Origin of the sequence: Pseudomonas sp. 15A4 (assembly GCF_016925575.1) — a bacterium.
Lineage (GTDB): Bacteria > Pseudomonadota > Gammaproteobacteria > Pseudomonadales > Pseudomonadaceae > Aquipseudomonas.
In genome coordinates this window covers 1,808,353-1,831,874 of sequence record NZ_CP068986.1, presented here as the reverse complement: position 1 = coordinate 1,831,874, position 23,522 = coordinate 1,808,353, and the positions used below count along the sequence as shown (strand labels likewise).

The following is a 23,522-nucleotide window of genomic DNA, read 5'->3' as shown; positions in this document are numbered from 1 at the left end:
GAGAACCGAATCAATGCCTCACATTTTGATCGTGGAAGACGAAACCATCATCCGCTCCGCCCTGCGTCGACTGCTGGAACGTAATCAGTACCAGGTCAGCGAAGCCGGGTCCGTGCAGGAAGCTCAGGAACGTTTCAGCATCCCCTCGTTTGACCTGATCGTCAGCGACTTACGCCTGCCCGGCGCACCTGGCACAGAGCTGATCAAGCTCGGCCAGGGCAAGCCGGTGCTGATCATGACCAGTTACGCCAGCCTGCGCTCGGCCGTGGATTCGATGAAAATGGGCGCGGTGGATTACATCGCCAAACCCTTCGACCACGACGAGATGCTTCAGGCCGTCTCGCGTATCCTGCGTGATCGCCAGACGCTGCAAAGCATGCAGGCCGAACGCGCCGCCACCGCAAAAACCGTGACCGGAGACAAATCTGGTCCGGACAACAGTAACGGCGAGATCGGCATCATCGGCTCCTGCCCGCCAATGCAGGACATGTACAGCAAGATCCGCAAAGTCGCGCCGACTGACTCCAACGTGCTGATTCAAGGCGAGTCCGGTACGGGCAAGGAATTGGTGGCGCGCGCGCTGCACAATTTGTCCCGCCGGGCCAAGGCCCCGATGATTTCGGTCAACTGCGCGGCGATCCCGGAATCCCTCATTGAGTCCGAGCTGTTCGGCCACGAAAAAGGCGCGTTCACCGGCGCCAGCGCGGGGCGTGCTGGCCTGGTTGAAGCAGCGGACGGTGGCACCCTCTTTCTCGACGAGATCGGCGAGCTACCGTTGGAAGCTCAGGCGAGGCTTCTGCGCGTCTTGCAAGAAGGCGAAATTCGCCGCGTGGGCTCGGTGCAGTCGCAGAAAGTCGACGTGCGCCTGATCGCAGCGACTCACCGTGACCTCAAGAGCCTGGCCAAAGTCGGCCAGTTCCGCGAAGACTTGTACTACCGCCTGCACGTGATCGCGTTGAAGTTGCCCGCATTGCGTGAACGCGGCGCGGACGTTAACGAAATCGCCAATGCGTTTCTGGCGCGGCAAAGCCTGAAGGCCGGGCGTAACGACCTGCGGTTTGCGCCAGATGCGGAGCACGCGATCCGACACTATTCGTGGCCAGGCAACGTGAGGGAACTGGAGAACGCGGTCGAGCGCGCGGTAATCCTGTGCGAAAGCCCGGACATCTCCGCAGAGCTGCTAGGCATCGATATCGAGTTGAGCGACCTCGACGTCAACGAGTTCATCGGCCTTGCGCCACAGACGTCAGGCTCGTCGAGTTCCACGGCTGGCGAGCCGACGGAAGACTTGTCGCTGGAAGACTATTTCCAGCATTTCGTTCTGGAGCATCAGGACCACATGACCGAGACAGAACTCGCTCGCAAGCTCGGCGTCAGCCGCAAGTGCCTGTGGGAGCGTCGGCAGCGCCTCGGCATCCCCCGACGCAAGACCGGAGTGGCAAGCGAAACCTGAGCAAGCCGTCGCGCAGGCTCTGGCACGCGGGTTACGGGCAATGTGAAAAAACTGTTACCTCCTGAAAGGTGACGTAACAAAACCGGGGCGTACGGTAACGAACCCCCGGTTTTTTTTCGTCCGCACTGAATAGCGTCAATTTGCCACACCCTTGGATTCAGTGGCCTGTAGCGATTTTTGCAAAAGTTGGCACAGGTACTGCTATAGGTATTCGTACAAGAACAACAAAAATCAGTCACCCGAAACACCAACATAATAAAAACAAGACGAATCGACTCACGCATAACAAGAACAACACGGCGGAGGCGCAGCTAACTGATTCTTTTGGAGAGGCGTTGCATTTGGGACTTGTCCCGCAACCAGGCCGAGAACAACAAAAACTACCCTTAGGTAGAGCCTGAACTGGTTGGATCGATAGATCACTGCCGCACAGCGACCAAAGCAATCCGTTTGCTCTTGACTCCCGATTGGGAGGTTTCACAGGCGAAAGCCGTGAATTGGGCGGTCAACAAAAATAAAAAGCCCATCAGACAATAAAAATAAGAGCACGCACTTTGGGGGAGCTTCGGCTCCCCCAGTAGCATCCGCACTAAACCCCTCTCCCGCTCGACACCCGCGCCACGCCGCGCATTCAGTACCCGCACGCACCCATCGCGCTGCCTCCTACACCATCCCCCCACTAAATGCTAGAATCCCCGCCCATCGTGCGGTCACTCTTCGAAATTGGCCGAATATTCCTTCAAACAGTGCCTCCCATGCTGAAGAAGCTGTTCCAGTCATTCCGTTCCCCACTGCGCAAGCCGCAGCAACACGTGCGCACAACGCCTGAGGTGCTCAGTAGCAGCCAGCACTCGTTGCAACGCAATCAATTCAGCCGCTATGCGGTGAACATCGTCGAGCGCCTGCAGACCGCCGGCTACCAGGCCTATCTGGTGGGCGGTTGCGTCCGAGACATGATGCTCGGCATCACGCCAAAGGATTTCGACGTCGCCACCAGCGCCACGCCCGAGCAGATCCGCGCCGAGTTTCGCAACGCCCGTATCATCGGCCGCCGCTTCAAGCTGGTTCACATCCATTTCGGCCGTGAAATCATTGAAGTCGCGACCTTCCGCGCCAATCATCCAATCGACGACGAAGACGAAGACAGCAACCAGTCTTCGCGCAACGAGAGCGGGCGCATTCTGCGTGACAACGTTTACGGCACCCTTGAAGACGATGCACAGCGTCGCGACTTCACGATCAATGCCCTGTATTACGATCCGGTCACCGAGCGCGTTCTCGATTATGCCAACGGCGTACACGACATCCGCAATCGCCTGATTCGCCTGATCGGTGATCCACAGCAGCGTTACAAAGAAGACCCGGTGCGCATGCTGCGGGCCGTGCGTTTCGCCGCCAAGCTGGATTTCGGTATTGAGAAGCACAGCGCCACGCCGATTCGCCCTTTAGCGCCGATGCTGCGCGACATCCCGTCGGCGCGCCTGTTTGAAGAAGTGCTGAAGCTGTTCCTCTCGGGTTACGCCGAGGCGACGTTCGAGATGCTCGTCGATCTCGAACTGTTCGAGCCGCTGTTCCCGGCCAGTTCCAAAGCACTGGAATACAACCCTACTTACACCCACACGCTGATCAGTGAGGCGTTGGCCAACACCGATCTGCGCATCAAGCAGAACAAACCGGTCACGCCAGCGTTCCTGTTTGCCGCATTGTTGTGGCCTGCCCTGCCCGCCCGTGTGCTGCGTCTGCAAGAGCGCGGCATGCCGCCGATTCCGGCTATGCAGGAAGCGGCTCACGAACTGATCACCGAACAGTGCCAGCGGATTGCCATCCCGAAACGCTTCACCATGCCGATCCGCGAAATCTGGGACATGCAGGAACGTCTGCCGCGCCGCTCGGGCAAGCGTGCGGACCTGCTGCTGGAAAACCCGCGCTTCCGTGCCGGCTACGACTTCCTGCTGCTGCGCGAATTGGCTGGCGAAGAAACCGACGGCCTGGGTGAATGGTGGACGGACTATCAGGACGCCAACGATTCCGGACGCCGTGACATGATTCGTGACCTGGGCAGCAAGCCCGACGCCACCGGCCAGGGCCCGCGCAAACGTCGTCGCAGCAGCAGCGGCAAGCGCAAACGCGCCGGCGTCGACGGGGCGGAATAACAGCCAATGATCGAGCGCGTTTACGTCGGCCTGGGTAGCAACCTGGCCGACCCCGCCGAACAGTTGCGCGAAGCGATCAAGGCTATGGGCCTGTTGCCGCAGAGCAGCCTGTCAGGCGTTTCCTCTTTTATGTCAGCGACTCGCTGTTGCCGGGTCAGCCGCGTTACACCAATGCAGTCGCTGCGCTCGATACCTCGCTCCCCCGCTGGCACTGCTCGATGCCTTGCAAGGCATCGAAAACGATCAGGGACGCGAGCGCCTCGAACGCTGGGCGCCGCGCACGCTGGACCTCGACATCTTGCTGTTCGGCGATCGCCTCATCGATGAGCTGCGCCTGAAGGTGCCGCATTACCAGATCCAGGAGCGCGCGTTTGTGCTGTACCCACTGGCCGAACTGGCGCCGGGGATCACCCTCGCAGATGGCCGCACGCTGAATGATTTGCTGGCCCGATGCCCGTTCGAAGGCCTGGAACGATTGGCGAGCTGACGCCGCTCTGCGGGCACGTTGAAACCGGCAACACCCGGAATTGACTTCCCGCCCCCTCCTCACGAAGATAAGCGTCCCAAAGCCGGACGACCGGCCACAAGGCGCGGATCAGGCCGTTGCAAACATCGCGAAACGACGATGTGCCTGCCTCCCAAGATGAATCACGCGTTGCTCGCCGCAGTATTCACAGCGCCTGAATGAGGACTTTCCATGCCCGATATCACCGTTACGTCCCTGCTGGCCCTGAAGCAGAAAGGTGAAAAAATCACCATGCTGACCTGCTACGACGCGACTTTTGCCCACACCGCCAGCCAGGCCGGTGTGGAAGTGCTGCTGGTCGGCGACTCGCTGGGCATGGTCCTTCAAGGCCACGACAGCACGCTGCCCGTCACCACCGCTGAAATGGCGTACCACGTGGCCGGCGTCAAACGCGGCAATCAGGGCGCGCTGATTCTGGTGGATTTACCGTTCATGTCCTACGCCACGCCCGAGCAGACCTTCGCCAACAGCGCCACGCTGCTGCAGGCAGGCGCACACATGGTCAAGATCGAAGGCGCAGCGTGGCTCGCCGACTCGATCCGGCTGCTCGCCGAACGCGGCGTGCCCGTCTGTGCACACATGGGTTTAACGCCCCAGGCGGTCAACGTGTTGGGCGGCTATAAAGTGCAGGGGCGTCAGGAGTCGCAGGCGCGGCAGATGCGGGCCGACGCGATTACCCTTGAGCAGGCCGGCGCCGCGATGATTCTGCTGGAATGCGTGCCGAGCGAACTGGCCCAGGAAATCACCCACGCCGTGAAGATTCCGGTAATCGGTATCGGCGCCGGCAGCGCCACCGACGGTCAGGTGCTGGTGCTCCATGACATGCTCGGGCTGTCGATCACCGGCCGCGTGCCCAAGTTCGTGAAGAATTTCATGGCCGGTCAGCCGGACATTCCGTCGGCGATCGCCGCTTACGTTAGCGCGGTCAAGGACGTCAGCTTCCCCGCTCCAGAACACGGATTCTCGGCATGAACACAGTTAAAACCGTTCGCGAACTGCGGGCCGTTGTCGCTCGCGCTCGCAGCGAAGGCAAACGCATCGCTCTGGTGCCCACCATGGGCAACCTGCACAGCGGCCATATCGCGTTGGTCACCAAAGCCGTTCAACGCGCTGATTTTGTAATCGCCAGCATCTTCGTCAACCCGCTGCAGTTTGGTCCTAACGAAGACCTGGCGTCGTACCCCGTACTCTGGCTGCCGATCAGGAGCAATTGCTTCAGGCCGGTTGCCATTTGCTGTTTACGCCGACGGTCGAAGAAATCTATCCCCATGGCATGGCTGACCAGACCATCGTGCGTGTGCCAGTGGTGTCCGAAGGACTGTGTGGCGGCAGCCGTCCTGGTCACTTCGACGGCGTATCGACGGTGGTCAGCAAGCTGTTCAACATGGTGCAGCCGGACATCGCGATTTTTGGTCAGAAGGATTTCCAGCAACTGGCCGTCGTCAACGCACTGGTGCGTGACCTGAACATGCCCATTCAAATCATCGGCGAACCCACCGTGCGTGCCGCCGATGGCCTGGCCCTGTCATCGCGCAATGGCTACCTGACTGAAGACCAGCGCACGGCAGCGCCTGCGTTGTACCGCGTGATCAAACAGATCGGCACGGCATTGCAGAACGGCGAACAGGATCATCAGCAGTTGATCGGCGATGGTGTCAAGGCCCTCGAATCCGCGGGCTTCCGGCCTGATTACCTGGAGATTCGCCATGCAGTGAGCCTGCGCCCTGCGACCCCGGATGATCGTGATCTGGTGGTGCTGGGCGCGGCGTTCATGGGCAAGACGCGCCTGATCGACAACCTGCATCTGGTCAAGGAATAACCTGCCCACCCGGCTGATGGATGCACCGGGTCTCGTGTAAAGCAAAAGTCACGTGATCGGATGACCATCTGCGCCTATGCTCAGGGCGCGAAACCGATTGTGCAGCGCAGGCCTTGGCCTTCGCAGGGTGCTGGCGATGAACTTAGCCACACCCGCAATGCCATACCGATACAGTTCGTGTCAGACCGGCAGCTCTACTCTATGAGAAAAAGTACCGAGCAAAGGTAAAGCAGGGCGCAGACATCGGCGTTGCCGGGGACTAGTCTCTGATCCGCCCACGAATTCATGTCCAATCCTGCTTTTCAGTGTCCAAAAGGCAGTTCAAGTACAAGGAAACCCGCAGCGATGGCGTACTACCGCACTCCTCATGACGTCACTACCCTGCCCGCCTGGCAGGCGCTCAACGATCACCGCGAAGCGATGCAGAATTTCAGCATGCGCGACGCGTTCAATGCAGACCCGAAGCGTTTCGATGAATTCACGCTCAGCAGTGCCGGTCTGTTTCTCGACTACTCGAAGAACCTCATTACCGCCGAGACCCGCCAGTTGCTGGTCAACCTGGCCAATGAAGTCGGTTTGAAAGAAGCCATCAAGGCGCAGTACGACGGCGAACTGGTCAACGCTTCGGAAGGCCGCCCTGCGCTGCACACCGCGCTGCGTCGCCCTGTGGGCGACAAGCTGTTGGTCAACGGCGTCAACGTGATGCCGGAAGTGCACAAGGTGCTGAACCAGATCACTGATCTGGTCGGGCGCATCCACGACGGTCTGTGGCGCGGCTACACCGAAAAGCCGATCACCGATGTTGTCAACATCGGCATCGGCGGCTCGTTCCTCGGTCCTGAGCTGGTGTCCGAGGCGCTGCTGTCCTACGCGCAGAAAGGCGTTCGCTGCCATTACCTGGCGAACATCGACGGCACCGAGCTGCACGAGCTGACTCAGAAGCTGCGCGCCGAAACCACGCTGTTCATTGTTTCGTCGAAGACGTTCACCACCCTTGAAACCCTGAAGAACGCCACCGCTGCCCGCGCCTGGTACCTCGCCCAGGGCGGGTCCGAAGCTGAGCTGTATCGCCACTTCATCGCCGTGTCGAGCAATAACGCCGCGGCGGTTGCGTTCGGGATTCGTGAAGAAAACATCTTCCCGATGTGGGACTGGGTGGGAGGCCGCTATTCGCTGTGGTCGGCCATCGGCCTGCCGATTGCGCTGGCGATCGGCATGTCGAACTTCAAGGAGCTGTTGTCCGGCGCCTACACCATGGATCAGCACTTCCAGAACGCCGAGTTCGAAGAGAACATGCCGGTGCTGCTGGGCTTGCTGGGTATCTGGTATGGCAACTTCTGGGGCGCGCAAAGCCACGCGATCCTGCCGTACGACCACTACCTGCGCAACATCACCAAGCACTTGCAGCAGCTGGACATGGAGTCCAACGGCAAGAGCGTTCGTCAGGACGGCGTGCCCGTCAAAACCGACACGGGCCCGGTCATCTGGGGTGGCGTTGGCGCGAACGGTCAGCATGCTTACCACCAGTTGCTGCACCAAGGCACGCAAATGATCCCGGCCGACTTCATCGTGCCGATCGTCAGCTTCAACCCGGTGTCCGACCACCACCAGTGGCTGTACGCCAACTGCCTGTCCCAGAGCCAGGCGTTGATGCAGGGTAAAACCCGCCCCGAAGCGGAAGCCGAACTGCGCGCCAAGGGCGTACCGGAAGACGAAGTGCAGCGTGTCGCGCCGCACAAGGTCATTCCGGGCAATCGTCCGAGCAACACTATTGTCGTCGAGCGCATCAGCCCTCGCCGCTTGGGCGCACTGGTCGCGATGTACGAGCACAAGGTGTTCGTGCAAAGCGTGGTCTGGGGCACGAATGCCTTCGACCAATGGGGTGTTGAGCTGGGTAAAGAGCTGGGCAAAGGCGTTTACAGCCGCCTCGTCGGCACCGACGAAACGATTGCTGAAGACGCTTCGACTCAAGGCCTGATCAACTATTTCCGCGGTCGTCACCGCGGCTGATCTGCCTTCCTGCAACACACGCGAAACCCGCTGCCCTCTCCCACGAGGCAGCGGGTTTCGTGCGTTCAGGCTGCTCAGTCTTCTATGTCGGGAAGCACCGTCGGATCAAGTTGAATGGTGTGCTGCGCCGGATTGCGCACGCAGATGAATTGATCGTCACGCGCCCCTTCCTTGGGGCCGACGCGGCGCAAATGCATCAATGAGCCGCACCAAGGGCATTGCGCGGTGAGGCGATTCACCCGCAGCCGTCCAGCCTGGCTGATTTCGATATAGTGCCGCGAGCCGAAGAAATGCTCGAATTTGCGTCGACGCAGCACGGCTGACATGGCAACGGCCATGACGGCAACGATGAATGAAAACATGAAGAACGTTGACCACGAGCTTTGCCCGCCCAATGGCGGCTGGAACAGGGTGAAGTACAGCCCGATCAGACTGGCGACACCCGTGATGCCTCCAAAGACAGAGACGTTGCTGCTGTCGACGCTTCGGCCGCCAAATGCCGAATGGCGCTTAATGTGCAATTGCTCAGGGGTGAACGTGGAACGCTCGTTGTGACTGATGTTTACGTTGGCGCCACGGAAATCGCCGACGCCTACGTTCAGGCTGTTGTCGCCGCTTTGATCGCCATGATTGTGGTTAGGCAAAAGAGGGTCTCCTGGGACGTGGACGCTGAAATGGCCGGCGATTGTCACTGCCTTCACCTTCAACGAAAATCAGCCCCTTCCCGGATTCGCGTGGGAACCAGCGACATACCCTGTCATATGTTTCTGTAGGAAGGATCCGCAATCGGTCGAGGATGGCGGTGCCCTGCGCACCGTGATGACAGGGTCCAGGCGACAAAGGGCTTAAATTATCATCGTCATTCATGCAACCATGCTTCCCCTTGATGCGGCTGCCTGCCCTCTCTGTTCAACCTCTTTACATCCGGTCCGGCGCCATGTCCTACACCACTGAGGATTCGCACCATGCAAGACGTTGTAATCGTTGCCGCTACCCGCACCGCGGTGGGCAGTTTCCAGGGTTCTTTGGCGAATATTCCTGCAGTGGATCTCGGCGCTGCCGTCATCCGTCAACTGCTGGCACAGACGGGTCTGGACGGTGCGCTGGTCGATGAGGTGATCATGGGTCAGGTGCTCACCGCGGGCGCAGGCCAGAACCCTGCACGCCAGGCGGCGATCAAGGCGGGTTTGCCGTTCACAGTGCCGGCCATGACGCTGAACAAGGTCTGCGGCTCGGGCCTCAAGGCGCTGCATCTGGGCACGCAGGCGATTCGTTGCGGCGATGCTGAGGTGATCATTGCTGGCGGCCAGGAAAGCATGAGCCTGTCCAACTATGTGATGCCGGGCGCGCGAACCGGCTTACGCATGGGCCATGCGACGATGGTCGACACGATGATCAGCGATGGCCTGTGGGATGCGTTCAACGATTACCACATGGGCATCACGGCCGAGAACCTGGCCGATAAATACGCCATCAGCCGTGAGGCACAGGATGCATTTGCGGCGGCGTCTCAACAGAAAGCCGCCGCTGCCATCGAGGCCGGGCGCTTCGTGGATGAAATCACCCCGATCCTGATTCCCCAGCGCAAGGGCGACCCGCTGTCTTTCGCCACTGACGAGCAGCCGCGTTCGGGCACCACCGCTGAATCCCTGGGCAAGCTCAAGCCAGCGTTCAAAAAGGACGGCTCGGTCACGGCAGGTAATGCGTCATCGTTGAACGACGGTGCGGCCGCGGTCATTCTGATGAGTGCCCGGAAAGCAGAAGAACTGGGCTTGCCAGTGCTGGCGCGGATTGCCGCTTACGCGAATGCCGGCGTAGACCCGGCAATCATGGGCATCGGCCCGGTGAGCGCAACCCGCCGCTGTCTGGACAAGGCGGGTTGGTCGCTGGAGGCGCTGGATTTGATCGAAGCCAACGAAGCCTTCGCCGCACAGTCCTTGTCAGTTGGCAAAGAGCTGGGCTGGGACATGAACAAGGTCAACGTGAACGGCGGCGCTATCGCCATCGGCCACCCGATCGGCGCGTCGGGCTGCCGCGTGCTGGTGACCCTGCTCCACGAAATGATCAAACGCGACGCGAAGAAGGGACTGGCGACGCTGTGCATTGGTGGCGGACAAGGCGTGGCGCTGGCGTTGGCCCGGTCGTAAGAGCCTGGCCGAGACGCAGGTGTAGGACCAATCCCACTAAAAGCACGTGGTCAGTCAGTGGGACCTGCGTCACATGCAATCACTGCCACCCAAACTTGCGCACATAGAAGCCCTTCACCGCCTGGGTCAGCGCCACGTAGGCGATCAGGATCAGCGGCAGGATGGCGAAGTACAGCGGGGGCAGCGCCTGGAGCTTGAAGTAGTGCGCCAGCGGGCCCATCGGCAGGAAGATGCCCACGGCCATGATCACTCCGGTCATCACCATCAACGGCATTGCCGCGCGGCTTTGCAGGAAAGGGATTTTCGGCGTGCGGATCATGTGCACGATCAGCGTCTGCGTCAGCAGGCCCACGACAAACCACCCCGACTGAAACAGCGTCTGATGCTCAGGCGTGTTGGCGCCGAACACGTACCACATGACCGCGAACGTGGTGATGTCGAAGATCGAGCTGATCGGCCCGAAGAACAGCATGAAGCGTCCTACATCTGCGGGCTGCCAGCGCTGAGGTTTTTTCAGCAATTCCTCATCGACGTTATCGAATGGAATAGCGATCTGAGAAATGTCGTACAGCAGGTTCTGCACCAGCAGGTGCATCGGCAGCATCGGCAGAAACGGAATGAACGCACTGGCGACCAACACCGAGAACACGTTGCCGAAGTTCGAGCTGGCCGTCATCTTGATGTACTTGAGCATGTTGGCGAAAGTCCGGCGCCCCTCCAGCACGCCCTCCTCCAGCACCATCAGGCTCTTCTCCAGCAGAATGATATCGGCGGCTTCCTTGGCGATGTCCACCGCGCTGTCCACGGAAATACCGATGTCGGCCGTGCGCAGCGCCGGCGCGTCGTTGATGCCGTCGCCCATGAAACCCACCACGTGCCCGTTGGCCTTGAGCAGCCGAACGATGCGCTCCTTGTGGGAAGGCGTCAGTTTGGCGAACACGTTGGTGGTCTCGACCGCGACCGCCAGCTCAGCGTCGCTCATGCGCTCGATATCACCGCCCAGTAGCAGGCCCTGACGCTCCAAACCGACTTCGCGGCAGATCTTCGCGGTGACGCGCTCGTTGTCGCCGGTCAGCACTTTCACCGCCACGCCATGCTCGGCCAGCGCTTTAAGCGCCGGCGCCGTGCTTTCCTTCGGTGGATCGAGAAACGCGACATAGCCAATCAGGGTCAGGTCGCTTTCGTCAGCCAGGCCGTAGGTGTCACGACCGGCTTCCATGGCGCGCGCCGCCACCGCCACAACGCGAAGGCCTTCTTCATTGAACGCAGCGGTGACGTTCAGAATGCGCTCGAGCAATTCAGGCGTCAGCGCTTCTTCGGCATCGCCGTGGCGCACGCGGTTGCACACGCTCAGCACCTCCTCCAGCGCTCCTTTGCAGATCAGCAGATGCGGCTCGCGCTGCTGTTGCACCACCACCGACATGCGCCGGCGATTGAAGTCGAACGGGACCTCATCGACCTTGCTGAACGCGGTGCCGACTTGCAGCTCGCGGTGAATCTCGACGTGCTCCAGCACCGCGACGTCCAGCAGATTTTTCAGGCCGGTCTGGTAGTAGCTGTTGAGGTAGGCCATTTCCAGAACGTCGTCGGACTCGTCGCCCCATACGTCGACATGGCGTGCGAGAAAAATCTTGTCCTGGGTCAGCGTGCCGGTCTTGTCGGTGCACAGCACGTCCATCGCGCCGAAGTTCTGGATGGCGTCGAGGCGTTTGACGATGACTTTCTTGCGCGACAGAAACACCGCGCCCTTGGCCAGCGTCGAAGTGACGATCATTGGCAGCATTTCCGGGGTCAGGCCGACCGCGATGGACAGCGCGAACAGCAGCGCTTCCATCCAGTCGCCCTTGGTGAAGCCGTTGATGAACAGCACCAGCGGCGCCATCACGAACATGAAGCGGATCAGCAGCCAGCTGACTTTATTGACCCCGGCCTGGAACGAGGTCGGCGCGCGGTCGGTGGCACTGACCCGCTGCGCCAGCGCGCCGAAATAGGTGTGGTTGCCGGTGGCCAGAATGACGCCCGTCGCAGCGCCGGACACCACGTTGGTGCCCATGAACAGAATGTTTTCCAGGTCCAGCGGGTTGACCGTATCAACGCCCTGACGCCGCGCGAATTTCTCCACCGGCATGGATTCACCGGTCATCGCGGCCTGGCTGACGAACAGGTCCTTCGCGCTGAGCACGCGGCAGTCCGCAGGGATCATGTCGCCGGCAGACAGCACAATGAGGTCGCCCGGCACCAGTTGCTTGATCGGCAGCTCAAGGCGTTTTTGCCTGGCGTTATCGGCAATGTCGAACGTGCTGTCGGCGCGACGCATGACGGTCGCGGTGTTGCTGACCATCGCCTTCAGCGCGTCGGCGGCCTGATTGGAGCGCGCCTCCTGCCAAAAACGCAGCAGTGTGGAGAGCACGACCATGGAGAAAATCACCGTGGCGGCTTTCATGTCTTCGGTCAGCCACGAGATGAACGCCAGCAGGGTCAGCAGCAGGTTGAACGGGTTTTTGTAGCAGTGCCACAGGTGCACCCACCATGGCAGCGGCTGTTCGTGCTCGACTTCGTTAAGGCCGTGTTGCTCGCGCAGCTCGTGCGCTTCGGTTTCGGTGAGACCGTCGGCGTGGCTGCGCAGGCGTGCGAGCAATTCAGGCACATCGCTGCTGGCACCGCGGGTCAGGGTTTGCGCAAGGGTGGGCGGCACTTCGCGGCTGACGGTGGCGTCGGTCACGCTGTCGAGCGTCGCCAGCCGACGAAAGTGCCGGCCAAGTTTGCGAGTGCGGACGAAGTCTGCGAGAAATTCTTTCAGGAGGGTGTACTTCATGGTTATGTCCCCTGGACCGAAGGCTGCTGGAACTGAAAGCACAGGAACCTGGAGCGGGTACGGCAAGCCTCTGGTGCCGCGCTTATTCTTGAGCAGGCACCGCAGGCTGGCCCGCACAGCAAAAATGCCGCGCGCGTCCGATGCGCAGACGAACGACGGACGCGTCGGTCATCACGCAGGATTGGGCGTCAGGGAAAGGACAGGAAAGCGGGCTCTGATCAGAGTCTGCTGGCACTGCCGCTTCTCACGTTGTCGGCGAGATAGCGGCAGTGAAAAGACTGCGCGTTATCGGGCCGAGGATTGGCCGGTCGTTAGCACCGGCTGACGTCTGTCACTCGAACAAGTACCCACTGTGGGTCTCCGCATTGGTTGAAAACGGGCGAAGAATACGCCCGGGTTTTATGAGAGTAAATCGCCAGTACGTGGGGTGTAAGGGTTATTGCGGATGTCTTCAGGGGAGGTTCAGGAAAGGTTCAGGAAAGGCGGCAGCGGTGCGGTATGTGGCGGCATTTGTGGGAGTGAGCTCGCTCGCGAAGACGGCATTTCAGGCGCTAAAGATGTGGCGGATGTCCCGGCCCTTTCGCGAGCAAGCTCGCTCCCACAATTGGTGTGGTAGCAGGGAGATCTGCAGTGCTGCCAAGGTCGGCCAAAGCAGACCGTATGAAATCGAACTGCTAAACTGCCGCGCCTCATCCCTGCCTAAGGCCGAGCATGTCTTCGTTGAATCAGGCGCTCAGCGTCGCCCTCGATAATCGTCAACCCCTGCTCGCGGAACTGCACGCCCAAGGCACCGATTGCTATCGCCTGTTCCACGGCAGCCAGGAGGGCGCGAGCGGGCTGACGGTCGACCGCTATGGCCCGCAGTTGCTGGTGCAGAGTTTCCACAACAGCCTGGACCTTGATTCGCTGCTGGCGCTGCATACCGCCGTCAATGCACGGCTGGGTCTGGAATTGATGCTGGTCTACAACGACCGCTCTCAGGGCAACTCGCGCGTCGACCGCACAGACCCGATCTACAAAGCCGACGACGCAGCGCTCGCCGATCTGGTCGGCCACGAATGGGGCCTGAATTACCGGGTGCGCGGTCGTCATGCCGGGCAGGATCCGCTGCTGTTTCTCGACCTGCGCAACGCCCGGGGCTGGGTCAAGCAACATGCCGCCGGCAAGAGCGTGCTCAACCTGTTCGCCTATACCTGCGGCGTCGGCCTGAGCGCAGCGGCGGGTGGCGCGCGCGAGGTGTGCAACCTGGATTTCGCCGAGGGCAACCTGGCCGTCGGGCGCGAGAACGGCCAGCTCAATCCTCAGCTACCGACGATGCATTTCGTCCAGTCCGATTACTTCCCGGCCATTCGCCAACTGGCCGGGCTGCCGATCGCTTCCCGTCGCGGCCACAAACTGCTGAGCTACGTCCGCCTTGAGCAACGCCAGTATGATCTGGTCTTGCTGGATCCGCCGGCCTGGGCCAAAAGCGCCTTCGGCACGGTTGACCTGCTGCGCGATTACCAAAGCCTGCTGAAACCCGCGCTGCTGACCACCGCCGAAGATGGCGTGCTGATCTGCTGCAACAATCTGGCGAAAGTCAGCCTGGACGACTGGCGCGAGCAAGTGCTGCGTTGCGCGAGCAAGATTGGCCGACCTGTGCGCGACTGCCAGGTGCTGACCCCGGGCGCCGACTTTCCGTCACAGGATCAACAGCCCCCGCTCAAGACATTGATCTTGCAGCTGTGATGCTCAAACGGGCCTAAGGAAATTTCCCACAAGGATTGAAGCGACTGGATTCGGAACCAGATTGGCGTGCCATACTCCAAGGACCTCCCATCGAGAGAGTCGGCGACCTACATGCCCAAAGGATTGAAACGCGCCATCGGCGCCCTGCTGGCCGTCTTCGCTATCTACAGCGTGCTGGGGTTTCTGATCCTGCCAGGCGTTGCATTGCGAATCATCAATCAACAGCTGGCAAATTACAGCACAGTGCCGGCCAGGCTGGACCGCCTCGAACTCAATCCCTACAGCCTGGAAGTCACCCTTTGGGGCCTGAACATCGGGGTGCCGGGCAAGGAGCAAATCGGTTTCGCACGGCTTTACGCCAATCTGCAAATCGACAGCCTGTGGACCAAGGCCCTGCACCTCAAGGCCGTCGAACTCGATAAACCCAAGACCGAGCTGCTGTTCGCCAAGGACGGCACGCTCAACCTCGCCGGGCTGTTCAAGCTGCCCGCCAGCGAACCCGCCAAGCCTGACGAACCGCCCAGCAAGCCGTTTCCGCTACGCATCGGCGAGATCAAGCTGGCCGACGGTTACGTGCATTTTCAGGACATGCGCCCCAGCGAGCCCATCGAGTTTCTCTACGACGCGCTGAATTTCGAGCTGAAAAACCTCAGCACGCTGCCGGAAGACAACGCCGACATGACGCTGGTCGCCGCCGGGCCTGAAGGCGGTCAAATCGACTGGGTCGGGCGTATCAGCCTGGTGCCGATCGCGTCGGAAGGCACGCTCAAAGTCACCGACGGCAAGATGAAAGTCTGGTGGCCTTACGTTCGCGATGCATTGCCGCTGGTGCTCAAAGACGGCGTGCTCAACTTCAACACCCATTACAAACTCAGTCTGGCCAAGGAGACTGAGCTGCTGCTGGACAACACGTCCCTGAGCGTCGCGCCCTTTGCCATTGATGCCCCAGACGGCAGACCGCTGGCTCGCCTGAAAAAACTGAGCGTGAGCGAGACGTCCATCGATCTGGCCAAGCAGTTTGTGAACGTCGGCAAGATTCGCAGCGAAGGCTTGGAAACCTGGGCGACGCGGGAGTCGGACGGTGAGCTGGACTGGCAAAAATTGTTCACCAGCCAGCCGTCCAAGGCCCAAACCCAATCCCAGTCCCAGTCCCAGTCCAAGAAAGTCGAGGCTGAGAAGCAGCAGCCCGCCACCGCCACCGGCACTGAAGCGACGGCCAGCGCCAAGCCGGCGGCGCCGAGTAAACCCTGGCAGGTGTTGCTGCGCTATACGCAGCTGCGTGACTACCGCATTCATCTCGCCGACAAAGTGCCGAAAGAGCCTGTCGCCATTGACGTCGGCCCGTTGAATCTGGACCTGACCGGCTTCGACAGCCTCAACAAGTCGCCCTTCAAACTCAAGCTCGACACCGGCGTGGGCAAGCAAGGCAAGCTGACCGCAGACGGCGAGGTGAATCTGGCGCCGGTTCGCGCCAATCTTATTGTCACCACCCGTGATATCGACTTGCGTGTCGCGCAGTCCTACGTCACACCTTTCATTCGCCTGGAAGTGCGCAGCGGCATGCTCAACAGCGATCTGGCGGTGGACCTGAAAAGCACCGAGCCCTTGGCGCTGGGCATTACCGGCAAGGCGCAGGTTGACCAGCTGCACACCCTCGACACGCTCAAATCGCGAGACTTCGTGAAGTGGCAGCGGCTGAATGTCGACGGGCTGAATTTCCAGTTGGGCGACAGCCTGACGATTGCCTCGGTCAACATTGATCAGCCGTATGCGCGCTTCATGATCGCCGATGATCGCTCGACCAATATCGACGACCTTCTGATTCCACAGCCCGCTGATCAGGCGCCTGCCGCGCCGAAAGCCAAGGCTGCCGCCAGCAGCGAAAAGCCGATGGGCATTCGCATTGGCGAGGTCAACATCACCAATGGCTCGGCCAATTTCGCCGACTTCAGCCTGACGCCGAACTTCGCCACCGCCGTTCAGCAGCTCAACGGCAAGATCGGCACGCTGGACAACCGCCAGGACAAACCGGCAACGGTGAACATCAACGGCAAGGTTGATCGGTATGCGCCGGTGACCATCAAGGGCGCGCTGAATCCGTTCAACCCGATGGCGAGCCTGGACATCGCCACCAGCTTCAAGCGCGTGGAACTGACCACGTTGACGCCCTACTCCGGCAAGTTCGCCGGTTACCGTATTCGCAAGGGGCGCTTGAATCTGGATCTGCATTACCTGATCACCAAGGGCCAGCTCAAGGCCGAGAACAAAGTGGTCGTCGAGCAACTGCAACTGGGTGAAAAGGTCGATAGCCCGGATGCGGTGAATCTTCCGTTGAAACTGGCGATTGCCCTGCTGAAGGATACCGATGGCAAGATTTCCATCGAGTTGCCCGTAACGGGCGACCTCAACAATCCGCAGTTCAGCGTCATGCCGATTGTCTGGCAGACCCTGCGCAATCTGGTGGTGAAGGCCGCAGCGGCGCCGTTCAAATTCATCGGCGGCTTGATCAGCGGCGGTGGCGGGTCGGAGGATTTGGGCACGGTGGCCTTCGCGCCGGGGGCTGATGAGTTGAGCCCTGAGGCAATGGCTTCGCTGGACAAGCTGGCGGCAGGATTGAAAGCGCGGCCGGCGTTGCGTCTGGAGATTGAAGGCACCAGCGCTGAAGCGAGCGACGGGCCGCTGATTGCCCAGCAACGCCTGGAGCGCGAATACCAGAGCACGTACTACAAGATTCTCCAGCGCCGCGGCGACAAAGTGCCTGCGCAGCCGAGCGATCTGGCCGTGCCTGCTGATGAGAAAGCGCCGATGCTCGAGGGCATTTATCGCACTCGTCTGAAGCAACAGCCGCCAGCCGAGTGGGTGAATCTGGGCAAGGAAGAGCGTCAGAACAAGCTGCGCGAGGCGGTGCTCAAATCCTGGAGTTCGAGCGCGCTGCTGCTGCGTCAGCTCGGCCAGGCGCGGGCCGGAAGCATCAAGGACTACTTGGTGGATAAGGGCCAACTGGCAGACGAGCGAGTGTATTTCGTCGACACCACCCTCGGCCAGCCAGAAAAAGACGGTCGCGTCATCAGCCCCCTGCACCTCGACAGCGAGTAATGATTTTGAAGAATGCGATAACGAGGATGGCGTTGGTGCTCGGCCTGGCCGCGCTGGTCGGCGTTGTTCAGGCGGATACATTGCGCTGTGGCAGCCAGTTGATCAGCGTGGGCGACCGGATGTTTGAAGTGCAGCAGAAGTGCGGCCAGCCGGTCAGCCAGGACATCATCGGCTACAAGGAAACCGTCAATCACTACCGCCAAGTGGATCAGGTGCAGGTCCAGGAATGGATCTACGGCCCGAGCAACGGGATGTACCAGTATTTGAGGTTCGAAGGTGGGCGATTAGTGAGGATCGATAGCAAACGCGGGAGGTGATGGCGCCTGCGGATGCTCTCATGCGGGACTCGGCTTGGCTGATTTTCTGTAGGACCGGCTTCAGCCGGGAAGAGGCCCGCGCGAATGCCACACATTTACGGTGTCACGCCCGACGCTTTCCCGGCTGAAGCCGGTCCCACAAAAAGCATGAGTTCAGTCTGTGGGATCGGCTTTAGCCGGGAAGAGGCCAGTGTGAACACCATAGATTTCCGGTGTGAGACCCGACGCATTCCCGGCTAAAGCCGGTCCTACAAGATTGCGACCATCAACGCTCGTGCAATGCCTCGGCGCGGGCTTTCAGCACGGGTTTGAGCAGGTAGCTCAGGATGGTTTTCTTGCCGGTGATGATGTCCACCGAGGCGACCATGCCGGGGATGATCAGCAGCGGGTGCTCATCAGTGCCAAGGTGGCTGCGGTCGGTGCGCAGTTTGATCACGTAGAAGGTGTTCTTCTTCTCTTCGTCCTGAATGGTGTCGGCGCCGATCTGTTCCAGCTTGCCTTTCAGCCCGCCATAGATCGTGTAGTCATAGGCCGTAAACTTGATCATCGCTTCCTGACCCGGGTGCAGGAAGGCAATGTCTTGCGGACGAATGCGCGCTTCTACCAACAGCGTGTCATCCAGCGGGACGACTTCGGCAATGTCGCTGCCCGGCTGAATAACGCCGCCCACGGTATTGACCAGCATCTGCTTGACCACGCCGCGCACCGGCGACGTCACCATCGTACGGTTGACGCGGTCTTCAAGGCCCTTGGCCGTCGACTGCGCTTTGGAAAGGTTGGTGCGCGCTTCATTCAGTTGGGTCAGCGCGTCGCTGCGGAATTTGCCACGGGTTTCGTCGATCTTGCGCTGCACTTCGGCAATCGCCGCTTGTGCCCGAGGGATCGCCAGCGTGGTGCCGTCCAGCTGCCCGCGTGTTTCCACCTCGGAACGCTTCAGCCGCAGGATATCCACCGGCGACACCGCGCCCTGGGACACCAACGGCTCGGACATCCCGATCTCCTGGCGCAACAGGCCCAGGCTGCTGCGGTACTGCTCCTGCTTGGAGGCGAATTCACGCAATTCCTGCTGACGCTGAATTAACTGCTGCTGCAAGCCACCGATCTCGTCGACCAGTTGCTGACGACGGCTCTTGTACAAAGACTCTTCGTTGGACGCCTGATTCGGCACCAGCTTGCGCGCTTCGGCGCTGATATTCAGGGGACGATCATCGACCTCGGCGCTCAGACGCTCAACGCGCAGTTGCATCGCCAGACGATCCGCTTCGGTCTCGCCGACGTTGGACGCAAAGCGCGTGTCATCGAGACGAATCAGCGGGGCGCCGGCGTCGACGATCTGGCCGTCGTGGGCGTAGATCTGCGCGACGATGCCGCCTTCCAGGTTCTGGATCTTCTGGATCTTGGTCGACGGAATCGCCTTGCCCTCGCCCTTTGTCACTTCGTCGATCACGGCGTAGTTGGCCCAGACCAGCAAGAAGACGAAGAACAGGATCACCGCCCAGATGGTCAGCCGCACGATGCGAGGAGCATCATCGACCAGTGCCTTTTTGACTTCCGGGAGTGCCTGGCCTTCCAGCGAAGGCGAGCCTTTGAAGTAGCCGAAGATGCCGCCACCGGCGTTTTGACCTGACTTAAGCAACACTGATCTGCCCCTTCTTCAACGCTTCCATAACGGCGGCTTTCGGGCCGTCGGCCACGATCTGGCCGCGGTCGATGACTATCAGGCGATCAACCAGGCTGAGCAACGAAGCTCGGTGTGTCACAAGAATCACGGTCTTTTTCTCGATAACGCCATGCAGGCGCTGCTTCAAACGTTCTTCGCCGGTGTTGTCCATGGCGCTGGTGGGTTCGTCGAGCAACAGAATCGGCGGATCGAGCAACAAGGCCCGCGCCAGGGCGACGTTCTGCCGCTGACCACCGGACAGATTCTGCCCGCGCTCACCCACCTGCAGCTCGTAGCCCTGGGGATGCAGACTGGCAAACTCATGCACGCCCGCCAGTTCGGCGGCCTGCAGCACCATTTCGTCATCCACGTAGCGCGCGCCGGAAATCAGGTTGTCGCGCAGCGTGCCCGACAACAGTTGAATGTCCTGAGCGACGTAGCCGATGTTGTGGCGCACTTCGCTGACGTCGATCTGGCGAATGTCGACCCCATCCACCAGCAGCGAGCCTTCGTCCGGCTGATACAACCCGACCAGGAGTTTGGCGAGGGAGCTTTTGCCCGAACCGCTACGGCCGATGATGCCGACCTTCTCGCCCGGGCGGATCACCAGATTGATGTTGCGCAGCGCCAGGTTCTGCTGGTTCGGGTAAGTGAACTCAAGGTTGCGGAATTCCATGGCGCCTTGCAGGACCTGACGGCTGAGCGGACGCTCGTCGAAATTGCGTTCCTGAGGCAGCTCCATCATCTGATCGACCGAGACCATGGTCACTTTGGCTTGCTGATAACGGGTCAGCAGGCCGGACAATTGCGCCAACGGGCCGAGGGCGCGACCGCTGAGCATGTAGCAGGCCACGAGGCCGCCCATGCTGAGGACGCCGTCCATGATCATGTAAACGCCGAAACAGATCATCGCCACGCCCGCCAGTTGCTGGATCAGCAGGGTGATGTTCATGGCCAGACCGGAAAGGACCTTAACGCGCAATTCCAGGCGGCTGAGCGTACCGATGGTGTGTTCCCACTGGTACTGACGCTCGCTTTCGGCGTTATTGACCTTCACCGCATCGAGGCCGGCGAGGGTTTCGATCAGGCTTGACTGACGCTCGGCACCCAATGCCATGGTGCGCTCAAGGGTGGAGGTCAGCGGCTTTTGCAGGAAGTGGCCGATGCCCAGCGCCAGCGGGAAGGCGATGATCGGAATCCACACCAGATGCCCGCCCAGCAGCGCAATCACCAGCAGGATGATCAGCGTGAACGGCAGATCAATGAGGCTGGTCAGGGTCAGCGACGTGAGGAAGTCACGCATGCCCTGAAACTCATGGATGTTCTGGGCGTAGCTACCGACCCGCGCCGGACGAAACTTCATCGCCATGCCGACGATTCGCTCGAACAGCGTAGCGGAAATGATCAGGTCGGTTTTCTTGCCGGCCAGGTCCAGGCACAGACTGCGCAGGCCTTTGAGCAACAGGTCAAACAGGAACGCACCACAAATACCGGTCGCCAGCACCCACAAGGTCGCGGTGGCCTGGTTGGGCACGACACGGTCGTAGACGTTCATCACGAAAAGAGGGGTAGCCAGAGCGATCAGGTTGATCACAAAGCTGGCAGCGATCGCGTCGACGTAAAGCCAGCGAGACAGCTTGAGGGTGTCCTTGAACCAGGAACGAGCGCGCGGGATGAGCGAGCCCTGGGTCACGTCAAATTTATGTTGCGGTTGTGCGAAAAACACCCGACCGCTGTAATCCTGCGCCAGCGCTTCGGTTTCGATCAGCACTTCGCCGCCGTTGCTTTCGCTGATCAGCAGGCGGGCCGATTCGCCCTCCCAACCGAGCAGAACGGCAGAGCGCCCTTCTTTCAGCAGCAGCAAGGCGGGTAATGCGATCTCGGGAATCTGGGTGAGCTTGCGTTGCAATAGACGCCCTTGCAAACCGGCCCGGGCTGCGGCGCGAGGCAGCAGATCCGGGCTCAAACGCTGGTCGGGCAATGGCAGACCGGTGGTCAGCATGGCCCGGCTCGCGGGTTTGTGATGCAGGGCACAGAGTGTCAGCAGCCCGTCGAGTAGCGGATCGTCGTGCTGGCTGCGTGGATCATGACCTAATTGAGCCGAAGGTAATTCCAAGTCCACGCTGACACTCTCTTTCTTAACGGTTAAAAGAAGCTGACTCCGTCAAGAATCAGTTCATGCCCGGCAGCTGAACGGTCGGTTTGACGTCGTTCTGCACAACCGATGCCATTGGCGCCACAACGCCCTGGCTTTTCAGCAGCGTGCCCATGTCCGCCTTGATGCGGTATTGGGTGTACGTCTGCAGGTTCTTCAGTTGCACCAGACGCTGTTGCGCGGTGAACAACTCGTTCTCGCTGTCGAGAAGGTCGAGCAGGGTACGCTCTCCCAGACTGAATTGCTGCTGGTAAGAGGTACGAACGCTGTTGGCACGCTCGACGTACTGCTGAGCAATCGGCACCTGAGCGTTGGCGTTGTTGTAGGCGTTCCAGGCCAGGCCCAGTTCTTCGTTCAACTGACGCAGCGCGTTGTTGCGGATGTCCAGGGCCTGGCTCGACAGATACGACTTGGACTGCAGGTCAGCCTTGTTGCTGCCACCGGCGTACAGGTTGAAGCGCATGCGAACCATGGCTTCCCAGCCATTGTTGTGGCCTTCGTCGCCGCCAATGTTGTTATCGGCATTGCGGCCCAGTTCTGCATCGAAACGCGGGTAATAATTGGACTGCGCCGAGCTGTACTGCTTTTCAGCGGCAACGATGTCGGCTTCGGCCGAGCGCAGCACCGGGCTGTTCTCGAGCATCTGGCGGCGGGCTTCGTTCAGATCGGCGGGCATCATGGCGAACGGCGACGGCGCTTCCAACTGGTCAGCTTCCAGACCAACGGCACTCAGGTAGTTGGTCTGAGCGTCGGCCAAGTTGGTCTGTTCAGTGATCAGGTTGTTACGGGCCTGTGCCAGACGGGCATCGGCCTGGTCCATATCCGCCATACGCCCGACACCGCGGGAAGTGCGAAGTTTGATTTGATCGTAAATACGTTCGTGGCTCTTCAGGTTCTCTTCTGCCAGCCGAACCATTTCACGTTGGGTCAGTACATCCAGATAGACCTGTGCAACAGTCAACGCCGTACGTTCGGTGGTATTCAACAGCGAATAGCCCCGGGAATTGGCGGTGGCTTGTTGACGCGCAACTTCGTTACTTGTTGCGAAGCCATCAAACAGCATCTGCTGAAGGCGGATTTGCGCTTCACCGCGGTCCAGCGTCTGGTAGTCGTGGCGGCCGGTCGAGGCACGGGTGCTTGGCGTATCGGAACCGGCCCGGCCGTAGCCCGCCGTGACGTCGACACGCGGCAGGTAACCGCCTTTTGCAGCACGAAGCGCGTAGTCCTGCGCGATACGGGCATTAATGCCGGCCTGCACCTCGGGATGCTCGTCCATGGCTTTCTGCATGGCGGACTGTAGCGTTTGGGCCTGAACGAAGCCGGCACAAAGGATAAGGGGTACAGCAGTGAAAAGGTGCTTACGCATTTTGGTGGTTTCCCGAGAACGTACTTGTTCAAAATGCAGCAATACACACTGCCGCATCGTAAAAATGGCCATTGAAGTGATCGTTTCGAGAGTGTTCTGAAGGGCGCTTGCGATCACACTGCAGAAATACGCGATCTCATCAAATATCAATGTGACATTACGGATGCGATTGTTTAGGATGTCGCCGAATAGGTCAATACTTTGGCAGAAAGTTAATTCCGGTGCCGACCTGCTGTAAATAAATTGACGCCAGATAACGTGCAACTTAATTAGTTCC

13 protein-coding genes and 2 pseudogenes are annotated in these 23,522 nt (G+C 60.3%); 10 read left to right on the top strand and 5 right to left on the bottom strand.

Annotation, left to right across the window (positions count from 1 at the left end; translation table 11 throughout):
* Nucleotides 1-13: 13 nt before the first annotated feature.
* The 6 genes and pseudogenes from JN403_RS08190 to pgi all read left to right on the top strand — a co-directional run bounded on the left by JN403_RS08190 (nt 14) and on the right by pgi (nt 7,961).
* Nucleotides 14-1,453: a sigma-54 dependent transcriptional regulator gene (locus tag JN403_RS08190; RefSeq protein WP_205486697.1), complete on the top strand. Its 1,440-nt coding sequence runs from the start codon at nt 14-16 to the stop codon at nt 1,451-1,453.
* Between the two features lie 755 nt (nt 1,454-2,208).
* Entirely contained in the window at nt 2,209-3,606 is a 1,398-nt protein-coding gene (locus tag JN403_RS08185; RefSeq protein ID WP_172609773.1) for a polynucleotide adenylyltransferase PcnB, read from the top strand.
* A gap of 6 nt (nt 3,607-3,612) precedes the next feature.
* Nucleotides 3,613-4,093 (top strand): annotated as a pseudogene (folK, locus tag JN403_RS08180) (2-amino-4-hydroxy-6-hydroxymethyldihydropteridine diphosphokinase).
* A gap of 210 nt (nt 4,094-4,303) precedes the next feature.
* A complete protein-coding gene (gene panB, locus JN403_RS08175) occupies nt 4,304-5,104 on the top strand; it encodes a 3-methyl-2-oxobutanoate hydroxymethyltransferase (protein ID WP_205486696.1) in 801 nt (266 codons plus the stop codon).
* Nucleotides 5,101-5,951: pseudogene (gene panC / locus JN403_RS08170) on the top strand (pantoate--beta-alanine ligase). The gene panB and the pseudogene panC overlap by 4 nt, the downstream one beginning before the upstream one ends.
* A 345-nt stretch (nt 5,952-6,296) precedes the next feature.
* Nucleotides 6,297-7,961, top strand: a complete 1,665-nt coding sequence (gene pgi, locus JN403_RS08165; protein ID WP_122536958.1) for a glucose-6-phosphate isomerase — start codon at nt 6,297-6,299, stop codon at nt 7,959-7,961.
* Nucleotides 7,962-8,035: 74 nt separating this feature from the next.
* Here pgi and JN403_RS08160 read toward each other — a convergent pair whose 3' ends face one another.
* Complete coding sequence (locus JN403_RS08160) at nt 8,036-8,605, bottom strand: hypothetical protein (protein WP_205486695.1); 570 nt, start codon at nt 8,603-8,605, stop codon at nt 8,036-8,038.
* Nucleotides 8,606-8,926: 321 nt separating this feature from the next.
* On the opposite strand from JN403_RS08160, the gene JN403_RS08155 reads away from it, so the two are divergent.
* On the top strand, nt 8,927-10,108 hold the full coding sequence (locus tag JN403_RS08155) for an acetyl-CoA C-acetyltransferase (protein ID WP_205486694.1): 1,182 nt from the start codon (nt 8,927-8,929) through the stop codon (nt 10,106-10,108).
* 79 nt (nt 10,109-10,187) lie between these two features.
* Here the strand turns inward: JN403_RS08155 and mgtA are convergent, their stop codons facing one another.
* The gene (gene mgtA / locus JN403_RS08150; RefSeq protein WP_205486693.1) at nt 10,188-12,923 is read right to left on the bottom strand and encodes a magnesium-translocating P-type ATPase; all 2,736 of its coding nucleotides are present in this window, start codon (nt 12,921-12,923) and stop codon (nt 10,188-10,190) included.
* Between the two features lie 711 nt (nt 12,924-13,634).
* On the opposite strand from mgtA, the gene JN403_RS08145 reads away from it, so the two are divergent.
* From JN403_RS08145 to JN403_RS08135, 3 genes are all read left to right on the top strand, one after another.
* On the top strand, nt 13,635-14,651 hold the full coding sequence (locus tag JN403_RS08145) for a class I SAM-dependent methyltransferase (RefSeq protein ID WP_205486692.1): 1,017 nt from the start codon (nt 13,635-13,637) through the stop codon (nt 14,649-14,651).
* Nucleotides 14,652-14,762: 111 nt separating this feature from the next.
* Nucleotides 14,763-17,747, top strand: a complete 2,985-nt coding sequence (locus tag JN403_RS08140) for a DUF748 domain-containing protein (protein ID WP_205486691.1) — start codon at nt 14,763-14,765, stop codon at nt 17,745-17,747.
* A gap of 26 nt (nt 17,748-17,773) precedes the next feature.
* Complete coding sequence (locus JN403_RS08135) at nt 17,774-18,064, top strand: DUF2845 domain-containing protein (RefSeq protein ID WP_163022099.1); 291 nt, start codon at nt 17,774-17,776, stop codon at nt 18,062-18,064.
* Between the two features lie 265 nt (nt 18,065-18,329).
* Here JN403_RS08135 and JN403_RS08130 read toward each other — a convergent pair whose 3' ends face one another.
* The 3 genes from JN403_RS08130 to JN403_RS08120 are packed head-to-tail and all read right to left on the bottom strand — an operon-like array spanning nt 18,330 to nt 23,245.
* Nucleotides 18,330-19,703 (bottom strand): HlyD family type I secretion periplasmic adaptor subunit, encoded by a 1,374-nt coding sequence (locus tag JN403_RS08130; protein ID WP_122536951.1) that lies wholly within the window; start codon nt 19,701-19,703, stop codon nt 18,330-18,332.
* Nucleotides 19,693-21,846 carry a type I secretion system permease/ATPase gene (locus JN403_RS08125; protein WP_122536950.1) on the bottom strand — a complete coding sequence of 718 codons (2,154 nt, stop codon included), beginning with the start codon at nt 21,844-21,846 and terminating at the stop codon, nt 19,693-19,695. Before JN403_RS08125 ends, JN403_RS08130 begins: the two co-directional genes overlap by 11 nt.
* A gap of 49 nt (nt 21,847-21,895) precedes the next feature.
* A complete protein-coding gene (locus JN403_RS08120; RefSeq protein ID WP_122536993.1) occupies nt 21,896-23,245 on the bottom strand; it encodes a TolC family outer membrane protein in 1,350 nt (449 codons plus the stop codon).
* Nucleotides 23,246-23,522: the final 277 nt, after the last annotated feature.

Coding starts and splice junctions, on each gene's coding strand:
- JN403_RS08155 (WP_205486694.1), top strand. CDS start 8,927: ATGCAAGACGTTGTAATCGTTGCCGCTACCCGCACCGCGGTGGGCAGT.
- panB (WP_205486696.1), top strand. CDS start 4,304: ATGCCCGATATCACCGTTACGTCCCTGCTGGCCCTGAAGCAGAAAGGT.
- JN403_RS08120 (WP_122536993.1), bottom strand. CDS start 23,245: ATGCGTAAGCACCTTTTCACTGCTGTACCCCTTATCCTTTGTGCCGGC.
- JN403_RS08140 (WP_205486691.1), top strand. CDS start 14,763: ATGCCCAAAGGATTGAAACGCGCCATCGGCGCCCTGCTGGCCGTCTTC.
- mgtA (WP_205486693.1), bottom strand. CDS start 12,923: ATGAAGTACACCCTCCTGAAAGAATTTCTCGCAGACTTCGTCCGCACT.
- JN403_RS08135 (WP_163022099.1), top strand. CDS start 17,774: ATGGCGTTGGTGCTCGGCCTGGCCGCGCTGGTCGGCGTTGTTCAGGCG.
- JN403_RS08190 (WP_205486697.1), top strand. CDS start 14: ATGCCTCACATTTTGATCGTGGAAGACGAAACCATCATCCGCTCCGCC.
- pgi (WP_122536958.1), top strand. CDS start 6,297: ATGGCGTACTACCGCACTCCTCATGACGTCACTACCCTGCCCGCCTGG.
- JN403_RS08145 (WP_205486692.1), top strand. CDS start 13,635: ATGTCTTCGTTGAATCAGGCGCTCAGCGTCGCCCTCGATAATCGTCAA.
- JN403_RS08185 (WP_172609773.1), top strand. CDS start 2,209: ATGCTGAAGAAGCTGTTCCAGTCATTCCGTTCCCCACTGCGCAAGCCG.